The following is a 19,639-nucleotide window of genomic DNA, read 5'->3' on the forward strand; positions in this document are numbered from 1 at the left end:
GAGGTTCGAATCCTCTCTCGCCGACCAAATTTAGAAAAGACCAACCTTCGGGTTGGTCTTTTTGCATTTGTAGTTTATAGAGGATGAGAATCTCCGAAGGAGGTTTGAGCCGAGCGCAGCGAGACAACGTTGCTTTAGCAACGGCCCGCAGGGCGCGTCACGCAGTGACAAGTAATCCTCTCTCGCCGACCAAATTTAGAAAAAGCCAACCTTCGGGTTGGCTTTTTTACGTCTGTAGTTTATGGATTTGTAGGTTGGATAAGCGCAGCGTCATCCAACAAAACGATGTATAAAAACCCTCAGTCTCAAAAACACGACATCACGTTTTTTATTGTCGTCATTTGGTGACTATTAACTCATTGAAATAAAGCAATTAATTTTATCGCCCATTTATGTGTCTCTAAAAAGAGACAGTATAGCAATTGCTGTATGCCCTCCAGACAGCCGACCTATTGCCTGACGTGCTGCATTTAACACTATGAATACAAAGTGATTAGCGACTCATAATAATTTCCAATACAAACCTGGCACGCATCATGCAATAATATATAGGTAGATGCTCATTCCACTTCTTATGTTTGCTTAGGCTTCATAAACCCAGGAATGACGCAGAGCCGATTACGGTGCTTATCGTCCACCGACAGATGTCGTCTTTAAGACCTCATCCAACACCATGGACATAACGTTGAGTGAAGCACCACTTAGTTGTCATACAGACCTGTTTTAGCACCTGCCAATTGGCGGGTGCTTTTTTTTGTCTCAAGGAAGGGAAAAGGGCGAAGGATATCGCCCTTTAGTTACAGGAATTTTGGTTTACGAGTTGGGATTGTTTTGCAGAGTTAACAACAAGCCGTCACGGCGCATCAAAGCCGCTTCTTCTGGTTGATGCAACCTGTCCAGGCAATCTGCCAACCAGGCGTAATCATAAGCATCAGGACGCTGTTTAATCGCTTCGCGGAATGCCTCACAAGCTTGCTGCCATTCACCGTGTTTCATCAGTAACTGACCCAGTGTGCTGTTCAACAGCGGGCGGTCACCTTGCGTTTTGATCTGCTGGCGAAGCGCTTTCTCAAGCTGTTCCGGATTGCCGGACTTCAGGCGCGGCATCAGCAAAATCAGACGCTCGTCATACTGACGTTTCAACCCATCGAGAATGATCTCCTGCGCCGCATCATGATCGTCACATTCAATAAGATGCTCCGCCATGGCGACTTGCAGCACGGTTTCATGACGCGTCTTACGGCTTTGATTCTTCCACCAGGTTTTCAGGCCATCGTTGCCTTGCTCCGCCATCGCCTGATCCATCAAGCCAATCCAGGCCTGTTGTTGCAATGCGAGGCGATGCGTTTCATCACCGATTTGTACTTTGTCCATCGCGGGCAAAATATCGAGTAACGAACCCCAGGCACCGGTGCGAACATAGGCCATTTCTGCCAGACGCAGCACTTCAGGGTGGCGCGGAGAAATCTCCAGCAGCCTGTCCACACCATGACGAGCAGCATGATTCTCGTTGCGCACTAATTGCAGACGTACCCGGGTAATCTCAACCGGCAATTGATCGTTATCGGCCAGTTCGGCTGCACGCTCCAGATGCTGATTGGCACGGATTTCATCACCGCGCTGCTGGGCAGCTTCTGCCGCCAGAAGATAGTTCACCACTGGCTGTTCAGCATGATCGGCGTTTTTCACCATTAGCTTCTCAACTTGCTGGTAATCACCTTCAGCCAGTTTCAGCAATGCCGCTTTAGTTTGCTTGCGCGCGCGACTGCTCTTACGCCCAACAAACCAGCCACGAGTACGCGCTCCGGTGCGGAATACCCGACGCAGCACCCATTCAATGGCGAACAGCACGACCATGGTCAGGATCAGAATGATCACCAGACCTGTGACGCTGGTTTCGACGTTGTAGTTGTCAGTTTGAATCAGAACATATCCCTGATGCCCGGCGAGCATAGGGCCAAGAACGATCCCGGCGATCAACAACAGAAAGAGTAATAAGACTTTAATCATGCTTATTCTCCTTGAGTTGGCGCTGGAGCCGGAGCCGCTTGAGGCGCGGGTTCAGCAGGAGCGCTGGCACTGGCCGCAGGCTGAGCGAGTAAATTACGCACCCGGGTCTGCATCAGTTTTTCCAGCAGCGGCTGGCTTTCCAGCGTTTGCGGGACATCCATATTGATGCTTTGCTGGCTCAGGGAATCCAGATCATCAAGGAAGGATTTGGTCACGCTGTCGTTGGTATCGTAATAAGCACGTACCCAGGTCGAAACGTTTTCCAGCGATTGCTTATACGTTTCATCCTGATGACGTGGCACCGCTTGTGCTGCAACCAGCAGGCGCGAGCGGATGTTCTCACGAAGATAGACATCCTGATTCGGCGCTAACAGCGGGACGGCGGTTTCATCACGACGACGGATAGTAATGAAACTATCCATAAAATTGTGCCAGCTTTTGGTCAGATTTTGACGCCATTCCGTCACGGTAGAAGAAAGCTCGCTACCGTCGGAATCCATAGGCGTGTCGTCGGTATTGTTGTCTGCCAGACGCAGATTATCGACCTGGTTAGAAAGCTGGTTGAGCTTGAGGATAATCCCGTCGTAATCAACCTGAGTAATCGCAGAGAGTGCGGAGATATCGTCTGTCAGCGCACGGCGCACGGCGATCAGGCTCGGATCGTTCATATCGGCGAGGCTGGCATCAGCACTTTTCAGTAATGCGGCGGCGGTCGTGACATCCTGATCGCTCCACAGCTTGCGCCCGGCCAGTTTCACCAGGAAATCAGACTGCGCGAGCAGCCAGGTTTTTGCATCGCTGCCGGAAATCGTTGCCACTTTTTGCTGCACTTCATCAAGCTCACGCGCCAGATTTGCCTGTTGGCGATTCGCTTCTTCAAGTGCGGCAGCTTGCTGCTTAATTGTGGCTTCGAGCGCTGACTGCTGCTGTTCTTGCTGCTTTTGTAGGGCGGTCAGTTGCGTTGCCAGTGCATCGGTGTTGGTATTTTGTGCCGCGACCTCATGTTTACCGTAGCTGTAAAGACCTGCACCGAGCGCCAGAGCGATAGCAATCGCAATCGCGCCGAGAGCAATTCCCGCAATACCACTGCGATTTTTTTGTGGTGGTTGCTCTGGAAGCGGTGCGCTTTCTACCGCAGGTGTGGTCTCTTCAACCATGGCGGAGGTGTCTTTTTGTTCCGTCATTGTGGCTTCCTGTGATTAATTTTATTGTAGCGCGCGAAGCAGCGCGTCATTGTCTGCGTTATCGGCGACCCGAATATCCTGCCAGCCCAATTCTCGGCCAAGGTCTGCCAGACGCTCACTGACCACTAAAAGTCGACAGTGGAGTAACCAGTTTTTGCGATACCATTCGGGAATCAGCGCATAAAGTTGTTGCAGCATTTCACCGCTCGTCACAACCAGTGTGGAAATTCCACGTTCGCGCCAGCGAAAGGCTTCTTCTGTTCCATCATAAATCCTGGCATTTCTTTGATAGCATTCGCAGAAAGTCACTTCTGCGCCGCGTTCTGCCAGCGTTTCGCCTAACAGTTCACGCCCCCCATTCCCACGTAAAATGAGTGCCCGTTTCCCGGCAACATTTTGTAATTCAGGTAATTGTAGCAACACTTCCGTCGTTTCCCTGTCTTGCGGATAACGAACCGGTAAATGGCTAACGGTATGAAAAGCTAACGCAGTTGTACGCCCAATAGCAAACCAGGCCAGATTTGCAGGCCAGCTCATACCGTTTTGACTTAATGGTGGGTGGGCAAAATGAATGACGTGCTGTGATAACAGAAATACCAGGTCGCCTTCGGAAAGGCTCGCGAGCATCCCCGGAAGTTTGTCTAACTGTCGACCGGGGGAAAACTCGATAAGAGGGAAGCTATACGCCACCTGCCCCAGTGCGCGCAGTCTGCTCACTAACTCGTCCCCAGCGGGAGAAGGGCGGGTGACAAGTATCGTCATGCCGGAGCATCTCCGTCGTAAACCGCTGCCAGGATTTCACGAGCACCTTTATCGAGCAGCTCTTCTGCCAGAGAAACGCCCATCGTTTCGGCATCGGCTGGCTTACCGCGACGTTCGCCGCGAACCAGAACCGAACCGTCCGGTGCGCCAACTAATGCACGCAGCCACAATTCGCCGTGTTTCAGTTCAGCATAGCTGCCGATTGGCACCTGGCAGCCACCTTCAAGACGCATATTCATGGCGCGTTCAGCGCGTACGCGAATAGCCGTTTCTTCATGATTCAAAGAAGCGAGTAACGCCTGGGTGCGATCATCGTCAAGACGACATTCGATGCCCACCGCGCCCTGGCCAACTGCGGGCAGAGAAACTTCCGCAGGCAACGCGTAACGGATGCGTGATTGCAATTCGAGGCGATTCAACCCGGCGACTGCCAGAATAATCGCGTCGTAATCACCGTTATCGAGTTTACCCAAACGGGTGCCGACATTGCCGCGCAGAGAGCGAATCACCAGATCCGGGCGGCGTTCAGCAATCTGACACTGACGGCGTAGACTGGACGTTCCCACGACGCTGCCTGCGGGTAAATCGTCCAGACTGGCGAAATTATTCGAGACAAAAGCGTCACGCGGATCGTCGCGCTCGCAAATGGTCACTAAACCTAAACCTTCCGGAAATTCGACCGGCACATCTTTCATGGAATGCACGGCGATATCCGCACGGCCTTCAAGCAGTGCGAGCTCCAGCTCTTTGACAAACAATCCCTTGCCGCCTACTTTTGCCAGCGGTGTATCAAGAATGATGTCGCCACGCGTCACCATTGGCACCAGCTCAACCGTGAGCTGGGGATGGTTCGCTTCGAGGCGTTGTTTGACATAATGTGCTTGCCAAAGTGCTAATGGACTCTGGCGAGTGGCAATTCTTAATACATTGTCTACCATTGCTAGTTACCGTAATTATCGTCCCTGACCATCCTACCACTCTTCAAGGAAGGCTGTCAGTTTCAACGGGTTTGCGGAAAAGAGGGACATGTTTCGTATTATGGAAGATAAAGCGGGTAGGTGTGGGGGAAGTTGGCGAGTAGCGCATCTTTCTTTACGGTCAACCAGCAAGGTGTTAAATTGATCACGTTTCCAGCAATTCTTTGCCTTGTCGTTTATAATAGAGGCAACAACCGGGAAACGGGTTTTTTCGTAATACTGAAACCATCAGGCGATATGTCTTGTACCTCTATATTGAGACTCTTAAACAGAGACTGGATGCCATTAACCAACTGCGTGTAGATCGCGCACTTGCTGCCATGGGGCCTGCTTTCCAACAGGTCTACAGTCTTCTGCCAACATTGTTACATTATCATCACCCGCTGATGCCAGGTTACCTCGAAGGTAACGTCCCACATGGCATTTGCATCTACACGCCTGATGAAACCCAACGTCACTACCTCAACGAACTCGAAATGATGCGCGGCATGCCGCCGCAGAAAACTGAATCGGGCGAATTGCCTATTACTGGTCTTTATTCAATGGGCAGCACCTCGTCCGTTGGGCAGAGCTGTTCATCCGATTTAGATATTTGGGTTTGTCACCAGTCCTGGCTCGATAACGACGAGCGCCAGTTGCTGCAACGTAAATGTAGCGTGCTGGAAAGCTGGGCTGCGTCATTAGGCGTTGAAGTCAGCTTCTTCCTGATCGACGAAAACCGCTTCCGCCACAACGAAAGTGGCAATCTGGGTGGCGAAGATTGTGGTTCTACCCAACATATCTTGCTGCTCGATGAGTTCTACCGCACCGCTGTGCGCCTCGCCGGTAAACGTATTCTGTGGAGCATGGTTCCGGGCGACGAAGAAGATCATTACGACGATTACGTGATGAGCCTTTACTCGCAGGGCGTTCTCACGCCAAACGAATGGCTGGATCTCGGTGGTTTAAGCTCGCTGTCAGCGGAAGAATACTTCGGTGCCAGTTTGTGGCAGCTCTATAAAAGTATCGATTCGCCATATAAAGCCGTGCTGAAAACGCTGTTGCTGGAAGCCTATTCCTGGGAATACCCGAATACTCGCTTACTGGCAAAAGATATCAAGCAGCGCCTGCATGACGGCGAAATCGTCTCGTTTGGGCTTGATCCGTACTGCATGATGCTTGAGCGTGTGACTCACTACCTCACGCAAATCGAAGACACCGCGCGTCTGGATTTAGTGCGTCGTTGCTTCTATCTCAAAGTATGCGAAAAACTTTCTCGTGAACGTGCCTGCGTGGGCTGGCGTCGTGAAGTCTTAAGCCAACTAGTCAAAGACTGGGGCTGGGATGAACCGCGTCTGGCGATGCTGGATAACCGCGCTAACTGGAAAATCGACCAGGTTCGCGATGCGCACAACGAATTGCTCGATGCGATGATGCAAAGCTATCGCAACCTGATTCGCTTCGCTCGCCGCAATAACCTGAGCGTCAGTGCAAGCCCGCAAGATATCGGTGTGTTAACCCGTAAATTGTATGCCGCGTTTGAAGCGCTGCCGGGCAAAGTCACCCTGGTTAACCCGCAAATTTCCCCAGATTTGTCAGAGCCTAATCTGACCTTTATTCATGTTCCGCCGGGTCGTGCTAACCGTTCAGGTTGGTATCTCTACAACCGTGCGCCAAACATGGATTCCATCATCAGCCATCAACCGCTGGAATATAACCGTTATCTTAATAAGCTGGTGGCATGGGCCTACTTCAACGGCCTGCTGACCTCCCGCACCCGCCTGTTTATTAAGGGCAACGGTATATGTGATTTACCAAAACTTCAGGAAATGGTGGCAGACGTTTCGCACCACTTCCCGCTGCGCTTGCCTGCGCCAACCGCGAAAGCGTTATACAGCCCATGCGAAATTCGCCATCTGGCGATTATCGTAAACCTCGAATACGACCCGACGGCAGCGTTCCGCAATCAGGTGGTTCATTTCGATTTCCGTAAGCTGGATATATTCAGCTTTGGGCAACAACAACAGTGCCTCGTGGGAAGCGTTGACCTGCTTTACCGCAACTCGTGGAATGAAGTGCGTACGCTGCATTTCAACGGCGAGCAATCGATGATTGAAGCGCTAAAAACGATTCTGGGCAAAATGCACCAGGATGCCGCGCCGCCGGATAGCGTTGAAGTGTTCTGCTACAGCCAGCATCTGCGTGGGCTTATCCGCACACGCGTTCAGCAACTGGTTTCTGAATGTATTGATTTCCGTTTATCGAGCACACGCCAGGAACCGGGCCGCTTTAAAGCGCTGCGCATTTCCGGTCAAACGTGGGGGCTGTTCTTCGAACGTCTGAGCGTATCGGTGCAAAAATTGGAGAATGCGGTCGAATTCTACGGCGCCATTTCCCATAACAAACTGCACGGTTTGTCGGTGCAGGTTGAAACCAATCAGGTTCAGTTACCGTCAGTGGTGGATGGTTTTGCCAGTGAAGGGATTATTCAATTCTTCTTTGAAGAGGCGAGTGAAGACCACGGGTTCAATATCTATATTCTTGATGAGACTAACCGCGCAGAGGTTTATCACCACTGTGAAGGAAGCAAAGAAGATTTGGTGCGTGATGTCAGCCGCTTCTACTCGTCCTCGCACGACCGTTTCACTTACGGCTCAAGCTTCATCAACTTCAACTTGCCGCAGTTCTATCAAATTGTGAAAGTCGATGGCCGCTCGCAGGTGATTCCGTTCCGCACCCAGACCATTACAGCAGCGACGCCGATCAATCATGACGATAGCTCAACGCCGCTGATTCAGCAGTACAGCAACAGCTAGCTAAAGCTAACCGGCTCGCCCGCTTGCTGCGTGCAAGCTTCTTCCAGCAATTGCCAGAACTCTGCACCGCTACGGTCGCAAATCCATTTATCGTCTTTCAGATTAAAGTGATAACCGCCGCTTTTCGTCGCCAGCCACACCTGATGTAACGGCTCCTGGCGATTGATAATAATCTTGCTGCGATTCTCAAAACTTAGCGTCAGCACGCCACCGTTGATTTCGCAGTCAATATCGCTATCCCCATCCCAGTCATCCAGGCGTTCTTCGATTGTTGACCACAGGCCGTCGGCCAGGCGATGAAATTCACTGTCGTTCATATCTTTTTCTCAGTTGTTCGTCTTCACGGCAGTATAAAAGCAACGCTCGCCAATAGAAAAGAGTATTGCTTTTCGGGGATCACCTGCGATGATAGACAACAGAATATTGGATTACAGGCATCTCAATAATGAAGAAAATTTTCTGCCCGTTAGCAATCACGCTGGCACTTTTCACTCTTTCCGGCTGCGGTCTGAAAGGGCCTTTGTACTTTCCGCCTGCCGATGGCAAAACCAAGCCAACATCTCAGGTAACCCCTGCGAAACAGACGCAATCAACCACGCCAGAACGTAACGACCGTGGCACTGATAACGCACCGACTCAGGTTATCTACTAGCCAACTATCGATAAGTAGCCGCGGATATGGAGCAGAAGATGCAGTTCTCAAAGATGCATGGCCTTGGCAATGACTTTATGGTCGTCGACGCGGTAACTCAAAACGTCTATTTTTCCCCTGAGTTGATTCGTCGCCTGGCCGACAGGCATTTAGGAGTGGGTTTCGATCAGCTGCTGGTGGTTGAACCGCCGTACGATCCCGACCTTGATTTCCATTACCGTATTTTCAATGCCGATGGCAGCGAAGTTTCGCAATGTGGCAATGGCGCGCGCTGTTTTGCCCGTTTTGTGCGCCTCAAAGGGCTGACTAACAAACGCGATATTCGCGTCAGCACCGCCAATGGCCGCATGGTTCTCACCGTCACGGAAGATGAACTGGTGCGCGTGAACATGGGCGAGCCGAACTTCGAGCCATCCGCTGTGCCGTTCCGCGCAAACAAAGCGGAAAAGACCTATATTATGCGTGCCGCCGAACAGACCATTATGTGTGGCGTCGTGTCGATGGGTAATCCACATTGCGTGATTCAGGTTGATGACGTGGCGACCGCCGCCGTGGAAACTCTCGGACCGGTAATGGAAAACCACGACCGCTTCCCCGAGCGCGCGAACATCGGCTTTATGCAAGTCGTGACCCAGGAACATATCCGCCTGCGCGTTTTTGAACGCGGTGCCGGAGAAACACAAGCTTGTGGCAGTGGTGCTTGCGGCGCAGTCGCCGTGGGCATATTGCAAGGAATACTGGCGGAACAGGTGCGCGTTGAGCTGCCTGGTGGCCGTCTTGATATCGCCTGGAAAGGGCCGGGAACTCCGTTGTTTATGACCGGCCCGGCGGCCCACGTCTATGATGGATTTATACATCTATGAAGAACGCCGAGGAACAGCAAGAAGCCGTACTGGAACTGGATGACCGCATGGTGGCGGAATATCTGCTACGTCATCCCGATTTCTTTATTCGTAATGCCCAGCATGTAGAACAGATGCAGGTCCCGCACCCGGTGCGTGGCACGGTTTCGTTGGTTGAATGGCATATGGCGCGTAGCCGTAACCATATTAATTTCCTTGAAGAAAACATGAGCTTGCTGATGGAGCAGGCGAGTGCCAACGAAGGCCTGTTTTATCGCTTACTGAAGCTACAAGGCCGCCTGGCTTCTGCAACCAGTTTGCAGGACATGCTTAACCGCTTGCACCGCTGGGCGCGCGAAATGGGTCTGGCAGGCGCGAATGTGCGTCTTTTTGCTGACCGTTGGCGGATTGGTGCTCCTTCTGATTTCACCCATTTAGCGCTGAATCGCCAGGCTTTTGAGCCGCTGCGTATTCAACGTCTGGGTGACAGGCAACATTATCTCGGGCCGTTAAATGGCCCGGAATTACTGGTGGTTTTGCCCCAGGCGAAAGCGATTGGTTCAGTCGCGGTTTCTTTGATGGGAAATGATGCCGATTTAGGCGTGCTGGTGTTCAGCAGCCGTAACCCGCAACATTACCAGGAAGGGCAAGGCACGCAATTACTGCACGAACTGGCGCTGATGTTGCCCGATCTTCTGGAGCGCTGGGTTGAGCGAGTATGACCGACTCCCCGCTACAAACCTCCGTTGATGGCTTTCTGCGCTACCTGAAAGTAGAGCGTCAGCTTAGCCCGCTGACTCTACTCAATTATGGCCGCCAGCTGACAGCAATTATCGGCCTGGCAGGCGAGATGAAATTGAGTACCTGGCAGCAGTGCGACGCTGCAGCCGTACGATCCATCACCGTTCGTAGCCGCAAGGCTGGCCTTGGGCCATCAAGCCTGGCGTTACGCCTCTCCGCATTACGCAGTTTTTTCGACTGGTGTGTCAGCCAGGGCGAGCTTAAAGCCAATCCCGCCAAAGGGATTTCCACGCCGAAAGCTGGCCGCCATCTGCCAAAAAATATCGACGTCGATGACGTAAGCCGCCTGTTGGATATCGACATTAACGATCCGCTCGCCGTGCGTGACCGCGCGATGCTTGAAGTGATGTACGGCGCGGGTTTGCGTCTTTCTGAGCTGGTGAATATGGATTGCCGCCATATTGATCTCACCACGGGCGAAGTCTGGGTGATAGGGAAAGGCAGCAAAGAGCGCCGCGTGCCGGTGGGGAAATCTGCCGTTTCCTGGGTTGAACATTGGCTGGATTTACGCGAGCTTTTTGGCCCGGACGACGATGCGTTATTTCTGTCAAAACAGGGGAAACGCATTTCGACGCGCAACGTTCAAAAACGCTTTAGCGAGTGGGGGATCAAACAGGGGCTGAACAGCCATGTGCACCCTCACAAACTGCGTCACTCCTTTGCCACGCATATGCTGGAATCGAGCGGAGATCTGCGCGGCGTGCAGGAATTATTAGGCCACGCTAACCTTTCCACTACGCAAATCTATACCCATCTCGACTTCCAACACTTAGCCTCAGTGTATGATGCTGCGCATCCACGCGCTAAACGAGGGAAATCGTAATGCATTTTTACCGCCCACTCGGGCCTATTGCCGCGCTCACGTTTGATCTTGATGACACGCTGTACGACAACCGTGACGTCATTACGCGCACCGAAAGCGAATCAATGAGCTTTGTGCAGAATTACCACCCGAAGCTTAACCATCTGCAACGCCCTGATTTTCTGCGCATTCGCCATGCGTTACGCCTCGCAGAACCGGAAATTTACCACGATGTCACCGAGTGGCGTCGCCGTGCCGTAGAACAAGCGATGCTGGACGTCGGTTTGTCCGCAGAAGAAGCCGCCGCTGGCGCACTGGCTTCGATGGCGAATTTCGCCCACTGGCGCAGCCAAATCGACGTGCCGCAAGAAACCCACGACACGCTGGCGAAACTAGCGGAAAAATGGCCGCTGGTGGCGATTACTAACGGTAACGCTGAGCCGCATCTTTTTGGCCTCGATCACTACTTCAAATTTGTGCTGCGCGCTGGGCCGCACGGGCGCTCCAAGCCATTCAACGATATGTATCACCTGGCGGCGGAAAAGCTGGATGTTCCGCTCGGTCACATTCTGCATGTTGGCGATGACCTGACGACCGACGTCGCCGGTGCCGTGCGTTGCGGAATGCAGGCTTGCTGGATAAACCTGCGTGATGGCGACCTGATGCAGATTAATGACAGCCGTTTATTGCCACATCTGGAAATTTCGCAGTTGGCATCCCTCACCGCGCTGATATAATCGTCAGAACTCTGTATAAAATCCCAGTGTATTTTTAGCTCCTCAACGGCGGTGCCAATGGACGTTTCTTACCTGCTCGACAGCCTCAATGACAAACAGCGCGATGCCGTCGCGGCCACGCGCAGCAACATGCTGGTACTGGCAGGGGCGGGCAGCGGTAAGACACGCGTATTAGTGCACCGTATCGCGTGGTTAATAAGCGTGGAAAACTGCTCGCCGTATTCCATTATGGCGGTGACGTTTACCAACAAAGCGGCGGCGGAAATGCGCCACCGTATCGGCCAGTTGATGGGAACCAGCCAGGGCGGCATGTGGGTCGGCACCTTCCACGGCCTTGCGCACCGCTTGCTGCGCGCGCACCATATGGACGCCAACTTGCCGCAGGATTTCCAGATACTGGACAGCGAAGATCAACTGCGCCTGTTAAAGCGCCTGATTAAAGCCATGAATCTCGATGATAAACAGTGGCCTGCACGTCAGGCGATGTGGTTTATCAACGGCAAAAAAGACGAAGGCTTACGCCCGCATCACATTGAAAGTTACGGCAACCCGGTTGAGCAAACCTGGCAGAAAATTTATCAGGCTTATCAGGAAGCGTGCGACCGCGCGGGTTTACTGGATTTCGCCGAGCTGCTGCTGCGCGCCCATGAACTGTGGCTGAACAAACCGCACATTCTTAATCACTATCGCGAACGCTTCACCAACATTCTGGTGGACGAATTCCAGGACACCAACAGCATTCAGTACGCGTGGATTCGCATGTTAGCGGGCGACACCGGCAAAGTGATGATCGTTGGCGACGATGACCAGTCAATCTACGGCTGGCGCGGCGCCCAGGTTGAAAACATCCAACGCTTCCTGACGGATTTCCCAGGCGCGCAAACTATTCGCCTGGAACAAAACTATCGCTCCACCAACAATATTCTGAATGCCGCTAACGCCCTGATTGCTAACAACTCAGGCCGTCTGGGGAAAGAGTTGTGGACTGACGGCAGTGACGGCGAACCCATCTCGCTGTATTGCGCATTCAACGAACTCGACGAAGCTCGGTTCGTGGTGAATCGCATTAAAACCTGGCAGGAAACGGGCGGCGCGCTTGAGCATTGCGCCATTCTCTATCGCAGCAACGCCCAATCGCGCGTGCTGGAAGAGGCATTATTGCAAGTCGGTATGCCGTACCGCATTTATGGCGGCATGCGCTTCTTCGAGCGCCAGGAAATCAAAGATGCGCTCTCGTATTTGCGCCTGATTGCTAACCGCAATGATGACGCAGCGTTTGAGCGTGTGGTGAACACGCCAACGCGTGGTATCGGCGATCGCACCTTAGACGTGGTGCGCCAGACTTCCCGCGATAAACAACTCACTTTGTGGCAAGCCTGCCGTTTGCTGCTGCAAGAAAAAGCACTGGCAGGACGCGCGGCTTCTGCATTGCAACGCTTTATGGAGCTTATCGACGCGCTGGCGCATGAAACCATCGATATGCCACTGCACGTACAAACCGACCGGGTGATCAAAGACTCCGGTTTGATGATGATGTATGAGCAGGAAAAGGGCGAGAAAGGCCAGACGCGTATCGAAAACTTAGAAGAACTGGTGACGGCAACACGCCAGTTCAGCTATCAGGATGAAGACGAAGACCTGATGCCGCTGCAAGCGTTCTTGTCCCATGCGGCGCTTGAAGCCGGTGAAGGGCAAGCCGACACCTGGCAAGACGCGGTGCAACTAATGACGCTGCACTCGGCGAAAGGTCTGGAGTTCCCGCAAGTCTTCATCGTCGGAATGGAAGAGGGCATGTTCCCAAGCCAGATGTCGCTCGAAGAAGGTGGCCGTCTGGAAGAAGAACGCCGCCTGGCCTACGTTGGCGTAACACGTGCGATGCAGAAACTCACGCTCACTTATGCCGAAACGCGCCGTTTGTATGGCAAAGAGGTGTATCACCGTCCTTCACGTTTCGTCGGCGAGTTGCCGGAAAACTGCGTGGAAGAAGTTCGCCTGCGCGCCAGCATCAGCCGCCCGGTAAGCCATCAACGTATGGGAACGCCGATTTCCGAAAACGACACCGGTTACAAACTCGGTCAGCGCGTGCGCCATGCCAAATTTGGTGAAGGTACCATCGTTAACCTGGAAGGCAGCGGTGAACATAGCCGGGTTCAGGTGGCATTTCCTGGGCAGGGAATTAAGTGGTTAGTGGCGGCTTATGCGCGCCTGGAAACCGTCTAAGTATTCGGAATCACTCATCGTTTTTTACGTTTTTGCTACCCTTTAAACACCGAGGGTATTTATTCGCAAGGCGTGTCCCGTTGCGTGTTGACGCCATATTTGTGGTGGCGTAACATGCGCGCACGATTACGCTAAGAGGACACTCGCCTTGGACACACCCAGTAAATACTGGCTCAGCTACCTGTCATTCAGGTACAACTTCTAAGGCTATCCTCTTATGCTGATAGCCTTAGTGGTTGTCGGCGACCCCATATCTCGTATATCCCGTCGCAATGAGTCAGACTTTTTAATGGTCTGAAACCTGTTTTGTTTCTGTCTGTGTGCCAACCGAACTGTCCCTGATATTTTTTTGCATTGGGAGTACCGGTCATGCTGAGCGCATTTCAACTGGAAAACAATCGTCTGTCCCGTCTCGAATTAGATGAGGCCGATAACCTGAGCAATTCCGTGTGGGTTGATCTGGTTGAGCCTGAAGAGAGCGAGCGTCAGCGCGTGCAAACGGAACTTGGACAAAGCCTGGCAACTCGCCCGGAACTGGAAGACATCGAAGCATCCGCGCGTTTCTTTGAAGACGAAGACGGTTTGCACATCCACTCATTTTTCTTTTATGAAGATGCAGACGACCACGCAGGCAACAGCACCGTGGCATTTACCATTCGTGAAGGCCGCCTGTTTACGCTGCGTGAACGTGAATTACCTGCGTTTCGCCTCTATCGTATGCGCGCCCGTAGCCAAAACATGGTTGACGGCAACGCTTACGAATTACTGCTCGATTTGTTCGAAACTAAAATCGAACAGCTGGCAGATGAAATCGAAAACATCTACAGCGATCTGGAAAAACTCAGCCGCGTGATTATGGAAGGGCATCAGGGCGATGAATACGACGCCGCGCTTTCAACGCTGGCGGAACTGGAAGATATCGGCTGGAAAGTCCGTTTGTGTCTGATGGATACCCAACGCGCCCTGAACTTCCTGGTGCGTAAAGCGCGTTTACCGAGCGGGCAACTGGAACAGGCGCGCGAAATTCTGCGCGATATCGAATCCCTGCTGCCACACAACGAATCGCTGTTCCAGAAGGTGAACTTCCTGATGCAGGCGGCGATGGGCTTTATCAACATCGAGCAGAACCGCATCATCAAGATCTTCTCGGTGGTATCGGTTGTATTCCTGCCGCCAACGCTTGTGGCATCCAGCTACGGGATGAACTTTGAGTTTATGCCAGAGTTGAAACTGAGCTTCGGTTATCCGGCGGCGATTATCGTGATGATCCTCGCGGGCCTTGCGCCGTATCTCTACTTCAAGCGTAAAAACTGGTTGTAAAATTGTCGGGTGACGCTGCGCTTACCCGACCTACGAAACCATTTGTCGTAGGGTAGATAAGCGACAGCGTCATCCACCGCTAGGCTATTTTGCGCAGCTTACTCTGCGTATACACCGCATCCATAATAAACAGCGCCAGCGCTGCCCAGATAAAACCGAAGGTCAGGAGCTTGTCTTTGCCGACGACTTCACCGTAGAACGTCACCGCCAACAGGAACATTAACGTTGGGCCGATGTACTGGAAGAAGCCCAGCGTCGAGAGGCGCAAACGCGTCGCCGCTGCGGTAAAGCACAGCAACGGAATCGTAGTGACCACGCCTGCCGCAATCAACATCAAGTTCAGCGACATCGGGTTTTGCCCCATATGGCTGGTGGAACTGTCGGCGATGCCAAACAGGTAAATCGCGGCAATTGGCAGCAGCCAAAGCGTTTCAACCAACATGCCGGTTTGTGCATCCACGGCAATTTTCTTACGCACCAGGCCGTAAAACGCGAAGCTGAACGCAAGGCCAAGGGCGATGATTGGCAGCGAGCCAAACGTCCAGAGTTGCACCAGAACGCCGCAAGCAGCCAGCGCCACGGCGACCCACTGCATTCGACGGAAACGTTCGCCGAGGAAAATCATGCCCAATAACACGTTCACCAGCGGGTTGATGAAATAGCCGAGGCTCGCTTCCAGCATGTGGTTGTTATTCACCGCCCAAATGAACAGCAGCCAGTTCCCGCCGATAAGCACCGCTGAAAGTGCCATGGCAAAAACCTTCTTGCGGTTCTGGCAGGATTTTTTCACTTGCGGCCATTGGCGGCTGAGGCTAATTAGCACCACCATAAAGAAGAACGACCAAATCACGCGATGCGTCAGAATTTCATCTGCGGGGACGTAATGGATTAATTTGAAATAAGCGGGCGCGATGCCCCACATAAAGTACGCCGCCAGCGCAAGTAACACTCCCTGGCGGGTTTGTTTCGCATCCATGAAAAGAACTCGTTGGTAAATAGTGTGCAAATAGTAACAGGATTTATCTTCTCACCCCACCATGTAGGTGGCCGTCGCACTGGCGATATGCAGCTTGTCTTCGTTGTGTAATTCCACTCGCGCGACCGCCACTTTGTTCCCGGCTCGCAGCAGGCTGCTGCTGGCGGTAAAGCGTTGCCCACGACCCGGACGCAGGTAATCGACACGCAGATCGATAGTGCCCATTTTCGACAGTCGCTGGCGCAGTTCTTCCTCGCTAATACTGTCGTGGCGCGTTAACGTGCTTCCGACGCAAACCAGGCCTGCTGCGACATCCAGCGATGAAGCAATCACCCCACCATGCAAAATACTTTGCGCCCAGTTTCCTACCATCATCGGCTGATTATTGAAGCAAAGCTCGGCGTAATCCTTTTCATAACGAATCAATTCCAGACCCAGCGCCCGGTTAAATGGCATGTGATAAACAAAGATTTCACCGACTAATTGCAGAGCGGCTTCAGGGGTCAGAAATGGGGTAGACATGGATCATCCTCGATCAAAACAAAGTCACAATGTTAATTAGTTGTTTATTTTATGCTTCACAACCGTTGATTGCCACTTTAAGAAAGGTAGACCGAGCGCGTGCATTCAGAACTATGTAGAATGTGCCCCTGATAATAATTTGAAACCTTTTCTTTCAGGAGAACACCATTGATGCGCAAGTATCTTGGATGGCTAATGGCGGCGTGCCTGCTTCCTTCTATGGCAAATGCAGCGGAAGCGACGATTAAGCAAGTGCATGACAAACCCGCTGTGCGCGGCAGTATCATTGCCAATATGCTTCTGGAACATGACAATCCATTCACACTTTACCCGTATGAAACCAACTATCTGATTTATACGGTGACCGACGATCTCAACAAAGAAGCTATCAGCAGCTATAACTGGTCTGATAATGCCAGAAAAGATGAAGTGAAATTCCAGCTTAGCCTTGCGTTCCCTATCTGGCGTGGCATTGTTGGGCCAAACTCCGTGCTGGGCGCGTCTTATACTCAGAAATCCTGGTGGCAGTTATCCAATAGCGGCGAATCTTCTCCTTTCCGTGAAACTAACTACGAACCGCAAGTTTTCTTAGGTTTCGCGACCGACGAATCTTTTGCTGGCTGGACATTACGCGACGTTGAGTTTGGCTATAACCACGACTCCAACGGTCGTTCTGACCCAACTTCCCGTAGCTGGAACCGCCTTTATACTCGCCTGATGGCTGAAAACGGCAACTGGATGGTGGAAGTGAAGCCGTGGTACGTCATTGGCGACACTGACGATAACCCGGATATCACCAAATACCTGGGCTACTACCAGTTGCGCGTCGGATACGAATTCGGCGATGCCATTCTGAGTATGAAAGGCCAGTACAACTGGAATACCGGCTACGGCGGCGCAGAATTAGGCTTTAGTTATCCGGTCACTAAGCACGTTCGCTTGTATACGCAACTGTATAGTGGCTACGGCGAGTCATTAATTGATTACAACTTTAACCAGACACGCTTTGGCGTCGGCGTTATGCTTAACGATCTGTTCTAAAAATTGGCGGTTTTTGTGGTGGGGAAAGCGTGACAGAGGCGGAAGTAATTAATCAGGCAGTGCTGGCCAGACAGGTTTTGCAAGATACCTTCGGCTATCAACAGTTCCGCCCGGGTCAGGAAACCATCATCGAAACGGTGCTGGAAGGGCGTGATTGCCTGGTTGTCATGCCGACCGGCGGTGGCAAATCCCTGTGCTATCAAATCCCCGCGTTGGTATTTGGCGGGCTGACGGTAGTTGTCTCGCCGCTGATTTCCCTGATGAAAGACCAGGTTGATCAACTGCTGGCGAACGGCGTGGCGGCGGCCTGTCTGAACTCCACGCAAAACCGCGAGCAACAGCAAGAAGTGATGGCGGGTTGCCGCACCGGGCAAATTCGCCTGCTTTATATCGCTCCAGAACGCTTGATGATGGATAACTTCATCGACCAAATCAGCCAATGGCATTTGTCGATGATTGCGGTGGATGAAGCGCACTGTATTTCCCAGTGGGGCCACGATTTCCGCCCGGAATACGCCGCTCTTGGCCAATTGCGCCAGCGCTTGCCGACGGTGCCGTTTATCGCACTGACTGCGACGGCTGATGACACCACGCGTGCTGATATCGTGCGCCTGCTCGGTCTGCACGACCCGCTTATCCAAATCAGCAGTTTTGACCGCCCGAACATTCGCTACATGTTGATGGAGAAGTTCAAACCTCTCGATCAATTGATGCGCTACGTGCAAGACCAGCGCGGGAAATCCGGAATTATTTACTGCAACAGCCGCGCCAAAGTGGAAGACACCGCCGCGCGTCTGCAAAGCAAAGGCATCAGTGCCGGAGCGTATCACGCCGGGCTTGAACATCAGGTTCGCGCCGAAGTGCAGGAAAAATTCCAGCGCGATGACCTGCAAATCGTCGTGGCGACCGTGGCATTCGGCATGGGCATCAACAAACCCAACGTCCGTTTTGTCGCGCACTTCGACATCCCGCGCAATATCGAATCTTACTATCAGGAAACCGGTCGCGCCGGGCGTGACGGCCTGCCTGCGGAAGCGATGCTATTTTACGATCCAGCCGATATGGCCTGGCTGCGTAAATGCCTCGAAGAAAAACCGGTCGGGCAATTGCAAGATATCGAGCGCCATAAGCTCAATGCCATGGGCGCGTTTGCTGAAGCGCAAACCTGTCGCCGTCTGGTGCTGCTGAATTACTTCGGCGAAGGCCGCCAGCAATCTTGCGGCAACTGCGATGTTTGCCTCGATCCGCCGCGCCGTTACGACGGGCTGGTGGACGCACAAAAAGCGCTGTCGTGTATTTATCGCGTCAATCAGCGCTTTGGTATGGGTTACGTCGTGGAAGTGCTGCGCGGCGCCAATAACCAGCGTATCCGCGAGTTTCAGCATGACAAATTACCGGTCTACGGCATTGGCCGCGACCAGACGCACGAACACTGGGTGAGCGTAATTCGCCAGTTGATTCACCTCGGCGTAGTCACGCAAAACATTGCCCAACACTCCGCACTGCAACTCACCGCCGCGGCGCGTCCGTTCTTGCGTGGCGAAGAACCGTTGATGTTGGCTGTGCCGCGTATCGTGGCAATCAAATCGAAATCTAGCCCGAAAGTATTCGGCGGAAACTACGACCGCAAGCTGTTCGCCAAACTGCGCAAGCTGCGTAAAGCAATTGCCGACGAAGAAAATATCCCGCCATACGTGGTGTTTAACGACGCGACGTTGATTGAAATGGCTGAACAAATGCCGCTCTCACCAGGTGAAATGCTGGGCGTGAACGGTGTGGGGACGCGTAAGCTGGAACGCTTTGGGCGCGAGTTTATGGCACTTATTCGCAGCCATGTTGATGGCGAAGATGAGTAGTAGCCAATACCCTTCATTCTTCAAGCTGCAGGGGTGTTGGCTGCACTCACTTACCCCAGTCACTTACTTATGTAAGCTCCTGGGGATAAGTTCCCTGGCCGCCTACCTGCAACTCGAAGTATTTAGGGTATAGTTATTGTCC

The 19,639-nt window shown here is 52.6% G+C and carries 18 protein-coding genes and 1 other RNA gene; 12 read left to right on the top strand and 7 right to left on the bottom strand.

Annotation, left to right across the window (positions count from 1 at the left end; all coding sequences use genetic code 11):
• Window positions 1–62: 62 nt before the first annotated feature.
• Window positions 63–192, top strand: a non-coding RNA gene (locus D6029_RS11910) — RtT sRNA.
• Between the two features lie 621 nt (window positions 193–813).
• Here D6029_RS11910 and hemY read toward each other — a convergent pair.
• From hemY to hemC, 4 genes are read right to left on the bottom strand one after another with little or no spacing between them, the layout of a single operon-like run.
• Window positions 814–2,010 (bottom strand): protoheme IX biogenesis protein HemY, encoded by a 1,197-nt coding sequence (hemY, locus tag D6029_RS11915; RefSeq protein WP_120064964.1) that lies wholly within the window; start codon window positions 2,008–2,010, stop codon window positions 814–816.
• Window positions 2,011–2,012: 2 nt separating this feature from the next.
• A complete protein-coding gene (hemX, locus tag D6029_RS11920; protein ID WP_120064965.1) occupies window positions 2,013–3,194 on the bottom strand; it encodes a uroporphyrinogen-III C-methyltransferase in 1,182 nt (393 codons plus the stop codon).
• A 21-nt stretch (window positions 3,195–3,215) separates the two neighbouring features.
• Complete coding sequence (gene hemD, locus D6029_RS11925) at window positions 3,216–3,956, bottom strand: uroporphyrinogen-III synthase (protein WP_120064966.1); 741 nt, start codon at window positions 3,954–3,956, stop codon at window positions 3,216–3,218.
• Window positions 3,953–4,894 (bottom strand): hydroxymethylbilane synthase, encoded by a 942-nt coding sequence (gene hemC / locus D6029_RS11930; protein WP_120064967.1) that lies wholly within the window; start codon window positions 4,892–4,894, stop codon window positions 3,953–3,955. Before hemC ends, hemD begins: the two co-directional genes overlap by 4 nt.
• Window positions 4,895–5,175: 281 nt before the next feature.
• Between hemC and cyaA the strand changes: the two genes are divergently transcribed.
• A complete protein-coding gene (gene cyaA / locus D6029_RS11935; protein ID WP_120064968.1) occupies window positions 5,176–7,728 on the top strand; it encodes a class I adenylate cyclase in 2,553 nt (850 codons plus the stop codon).
• On the opposite strand, the gene cyaY is transcribed toward cyaA, so the two are convergent.
• A complete protein-coding gene (gene cyaY, locus D6029_RS11940; RefSeq protein ID WP_115631601.1) occupies window positions 7,725–8,045 on the bottom strand; it encodes an iron donor protein CyaY in 321 nt (106 codons plus the stop codon). The two genes, cyaA and cyaY, sit on opposite strands and share 4 nt — an antisense overlap.
• 128 nt (window positions 8,046–8,173) lie before the next feature.
• Here cyaY and lptM point away from each other — a divergent pair, with 128 nt between their 5' ends.
• The 8 genes from lptM to corA all read left to right on the top strand — a co-directional run bounded on the left by lptM (window position 8,174) and on the right by corA (window position 15,102).
• The gene (lptM, locus tag D6029_RS11945) at window positions 8,174–8,380 is read left to right on the top strand and encodes an LPS translocon maturation chaperone LptM (protein WP_120064969.1); all 207 of its coding nucleotides are present in this window, start codon (window positions 8,174–8,176) and stop codon (window positions 8,378–8,380) included.
• A 38-nt stretch (window positions 8,381–8,418) separates the two neighbouring features.
• Window positions 8,419–9,243, top strand: coding sequence for a diaminopimelate epimerase (gene dapF, locus D6029_RS11950; RefSeq protein WP_120064970.1), 825 nt, complete (start codon window positions 8,419–8,421; stop codon window positions 9,241–9,243).
• A complete protein-coding gene (locus D6029_RS11955) occupies window positions 9,240–9,944 on the top strand; it encodes a DUF484 domain-containing protein (RefSeq protein ID WP_120064971.1) in 705 nt (234 codons plus the stop codon). The genes dapF and D6029_RS11955 overlap by 4 nt, the downstream gene beginning before the upstream one ends.
• Window positions 9,941–10,846, top strand: a complete 906-nt coding sequence (xerC, locus tag D6029_RS11960) for a tyrosine recombinase XerC (protein WP_120064972.1) — start codon at window positions 9,941–9,943, stop codon at window positions 10,844–10,846. Before D6029_RS11955 ends, xerC begins: the two co-directional genes overlap by 4 nt.
• A complete protein-coding gene (gene yigB, locus D6029_RS11965) occupies window positions 10,846–11,562 on the top strand; it encodes a 5-amino-6-(5-phospho-D-ribitylamino)uracil phosphatase YigB (protein ID WP_120064973.1) in 717 nt (238 codons plus the stop codon). The genes xerC and yigB overlap by 1 nt, the downstream gene beginning before the upstream one ends.
• Before the next feature lie 57 nt (window positions 11,563–11,619).
• Window positions 11,620–13,782, top strand: a complete 2,163-nt coding sequence (gene uvrD / locus D6029_RS11970) for a DNA helicase II (protein ID WP_120064974.1) — start codon at window positions 11,620–11,622, stop codon at window positions 13,780–13,782.
• A 148-nt stretch (window positions 13,783–13,930) separates the two neighbouring features.
• Complete coding sequence (ysgD, locus tag D6029_RS22845; RefSeq protein WP_418230261.1) at window positions 13,931–13,987, top strand: YsgD/CorL family protein; 57 nt, start codon at window positions 13,931–13,933, stop codon at window positions 13,985–13,987.
• 164 nt (window positions 13,988–14,151) lie between these two features.
• Window positions 14,152–15,102, top strand: coding sequence for a magnesium/cobalt transporter CorA (gene corA / locus D6029_RS11975; RefSeq protein ID WP_034492179.1), 951 nt, complete (start codon window positions 14,152–14,154; stop codon window positions 15,100–15,102).
• Between the two features lie 79 nt (window positions 15,103–15,181).
• Here the strand turns inward: corA and rarD are convergent, their stop codons facing one another.
• Complete coding sequence (gene rarD, locus D6029_RS11980) at window positions 15,182–16,078, bottom strand: EamA family transporter RarD (protein ID WP_120064975.1); 897 nt, start codon at window positions 16,076–16,078, stop codon at window positions 15,182–15,184.
• Window positions 16,079–16,129: 51 nt separating this feature from the next.
• A complete protein-coding gene (yigI, locus tag D6029_RS11985; RefSeq protein WP_120064976.1) occupies window positions 16,130–16,600 on the bottom strand; it encodes an acyl-CoA thioesterase YigI in 471 nt (156 codons plus the stop codon).
• Between the two features lie 171 nt (window positions 16,601–16,771).
• Between yigI and pldA the strand changes: the two genes are divergently transcribed.
• Both pldA and recQ read left to right on the top strand, forming a co-directional pair.
• Complete coding sequence (gene pldA, locus D6029_RS11990; protein ID WP_120064977.1) at window positions 16,772–17,641, top strand: phospholipase A; 870 nt, start codon at window positions 16,772–16,774, stop codon at window positions 17,639–17,641.
• A 29-nt stretch (window positions 17,642–17,670) separates the two neighbouring features.
• Entirely contained in the window at window positions 17,671–19,497 is a 1,827-nt protein-coding gene (gene recQ / locus D6029_RS11995) for an ATP-dependent DNA helicase RecQ (RefSeq protein ID WP_120064978.1), read from the top strand.
• The last annotated feature ends 142 nt before the right edge of the window (window positions 19,498–19,639 follow it).

It is taken from the genome of Buttiauxella izardii, from assembly GCF_003601925.1.
Classification (GTDB): Bacteria; Pseudomonadota; Gammaproteobacteria; order Enterobacterales; family Enterobacteriaceae; genus Buttiauxella; species Buttiauxella izardii.

Excerpts from the sequence above, each read along its gene's own strand:
- hemY (WP_120064964.1), bottom strand. The coding sequence starts at position 2,010 with ATGATTAAAGTCTTATTACTCTTTCTGTTGTTGATCGCCGGGATCGTT.
- hemX (WP_120064965.1), bottom strand. The coding sequence starts at position 3,194 with ATGACGGAACAAAAAGACACCTCCGCCATGGTTGAAGAGACCACACCT.
- hemD (WP_120064966.1), bottom strand. The coding sequence starts at position 3,956 with ATGACGATACTTGTCACCCGCCCTTCTCCCGCTGGGGACGAGTTAGTG.
- hemC (WP_120064967.1), bottom strand. The coding sequence starts at position 4,894 with ATGGTAGACAATGTATTAAGAATTGCCACTCGCCAGAGTCCATTAGCA.
- cyaY (WP_115631601.1), bottom strand. The coding sequence starts at position 8,045 with ATGAACGACAGTGAATTTCATCGCCTGGCCGACGGCCTGTGGTCAACA.
- lptM (WP_120064969.1), top strand. The coding sequence starts at position 8,174 with ATGAAGAAAATTTTCTGCCCGTTAGCAATCACGCTGGCACTTTTCACT.
- dapF (WP_120064970.1), top strand. The coding sequence starts at position 8,419 with ATGCAGTTCTCAAAGATGCATGGCCTTGGCAATGACTTTATGGTCGTC.
- D6029_RS11955 (WP_120064971.1), top strand. The coding sequence starts at position 9,240 with ATGAAGAACGCCGAGGAACAGCAAGAAGCCGTACTGGAACTGGATGAC.
- xerC (WP_120064972.1), top strand. The coding sequence starts at position 9,941 with ATGACCGACTCCCCGCTACAAACCTCCGTTGATGGCTTTCTGCGCTAC.
- yigB (WP_120064973.1), top strand. The coding sequence starts at position 10,846 with ATGCATTTTTACCGCCCACTCGGGCCTATTGCCGCGCTCACGTTTGAT.
- uvrD (WP_120064974.1), top strand. The coding sequence starts at position 11,620 with ATGGACGTTTCTTACCTGCTCGACAGCCTCAATGACAAACAGCGCGAT.
- corA (WP_034492179.1), top strand. The coding sequence starts at position 14,152 with ATGCTGAGCGCATTTCAACTGGAAAACAATCGTCTGTCCCGTCTCGAA.
- rarD (WP_120064975.1), bottom strand. The coding sequence starts at position 16,078 with ATGGATGCGAAACAAACCCGCCAGGGAGTGTTACTTGCGCTGGCGGCG.
- yigI (WP_120064976.1), bottom strand. The coding sequence starts at position 16,600 with ATGTCTACCCCATTTCTGACCCCTGAAGCCGCTCTGCAATTAGTCGGT.
- pldA (WP_120064977.1), top strand. The coding sequence starts at position 16,772 with ATGCGCAAGTATCTTGGATGGCTAATGGCGGCGTGCCTGCTTCCTTCT.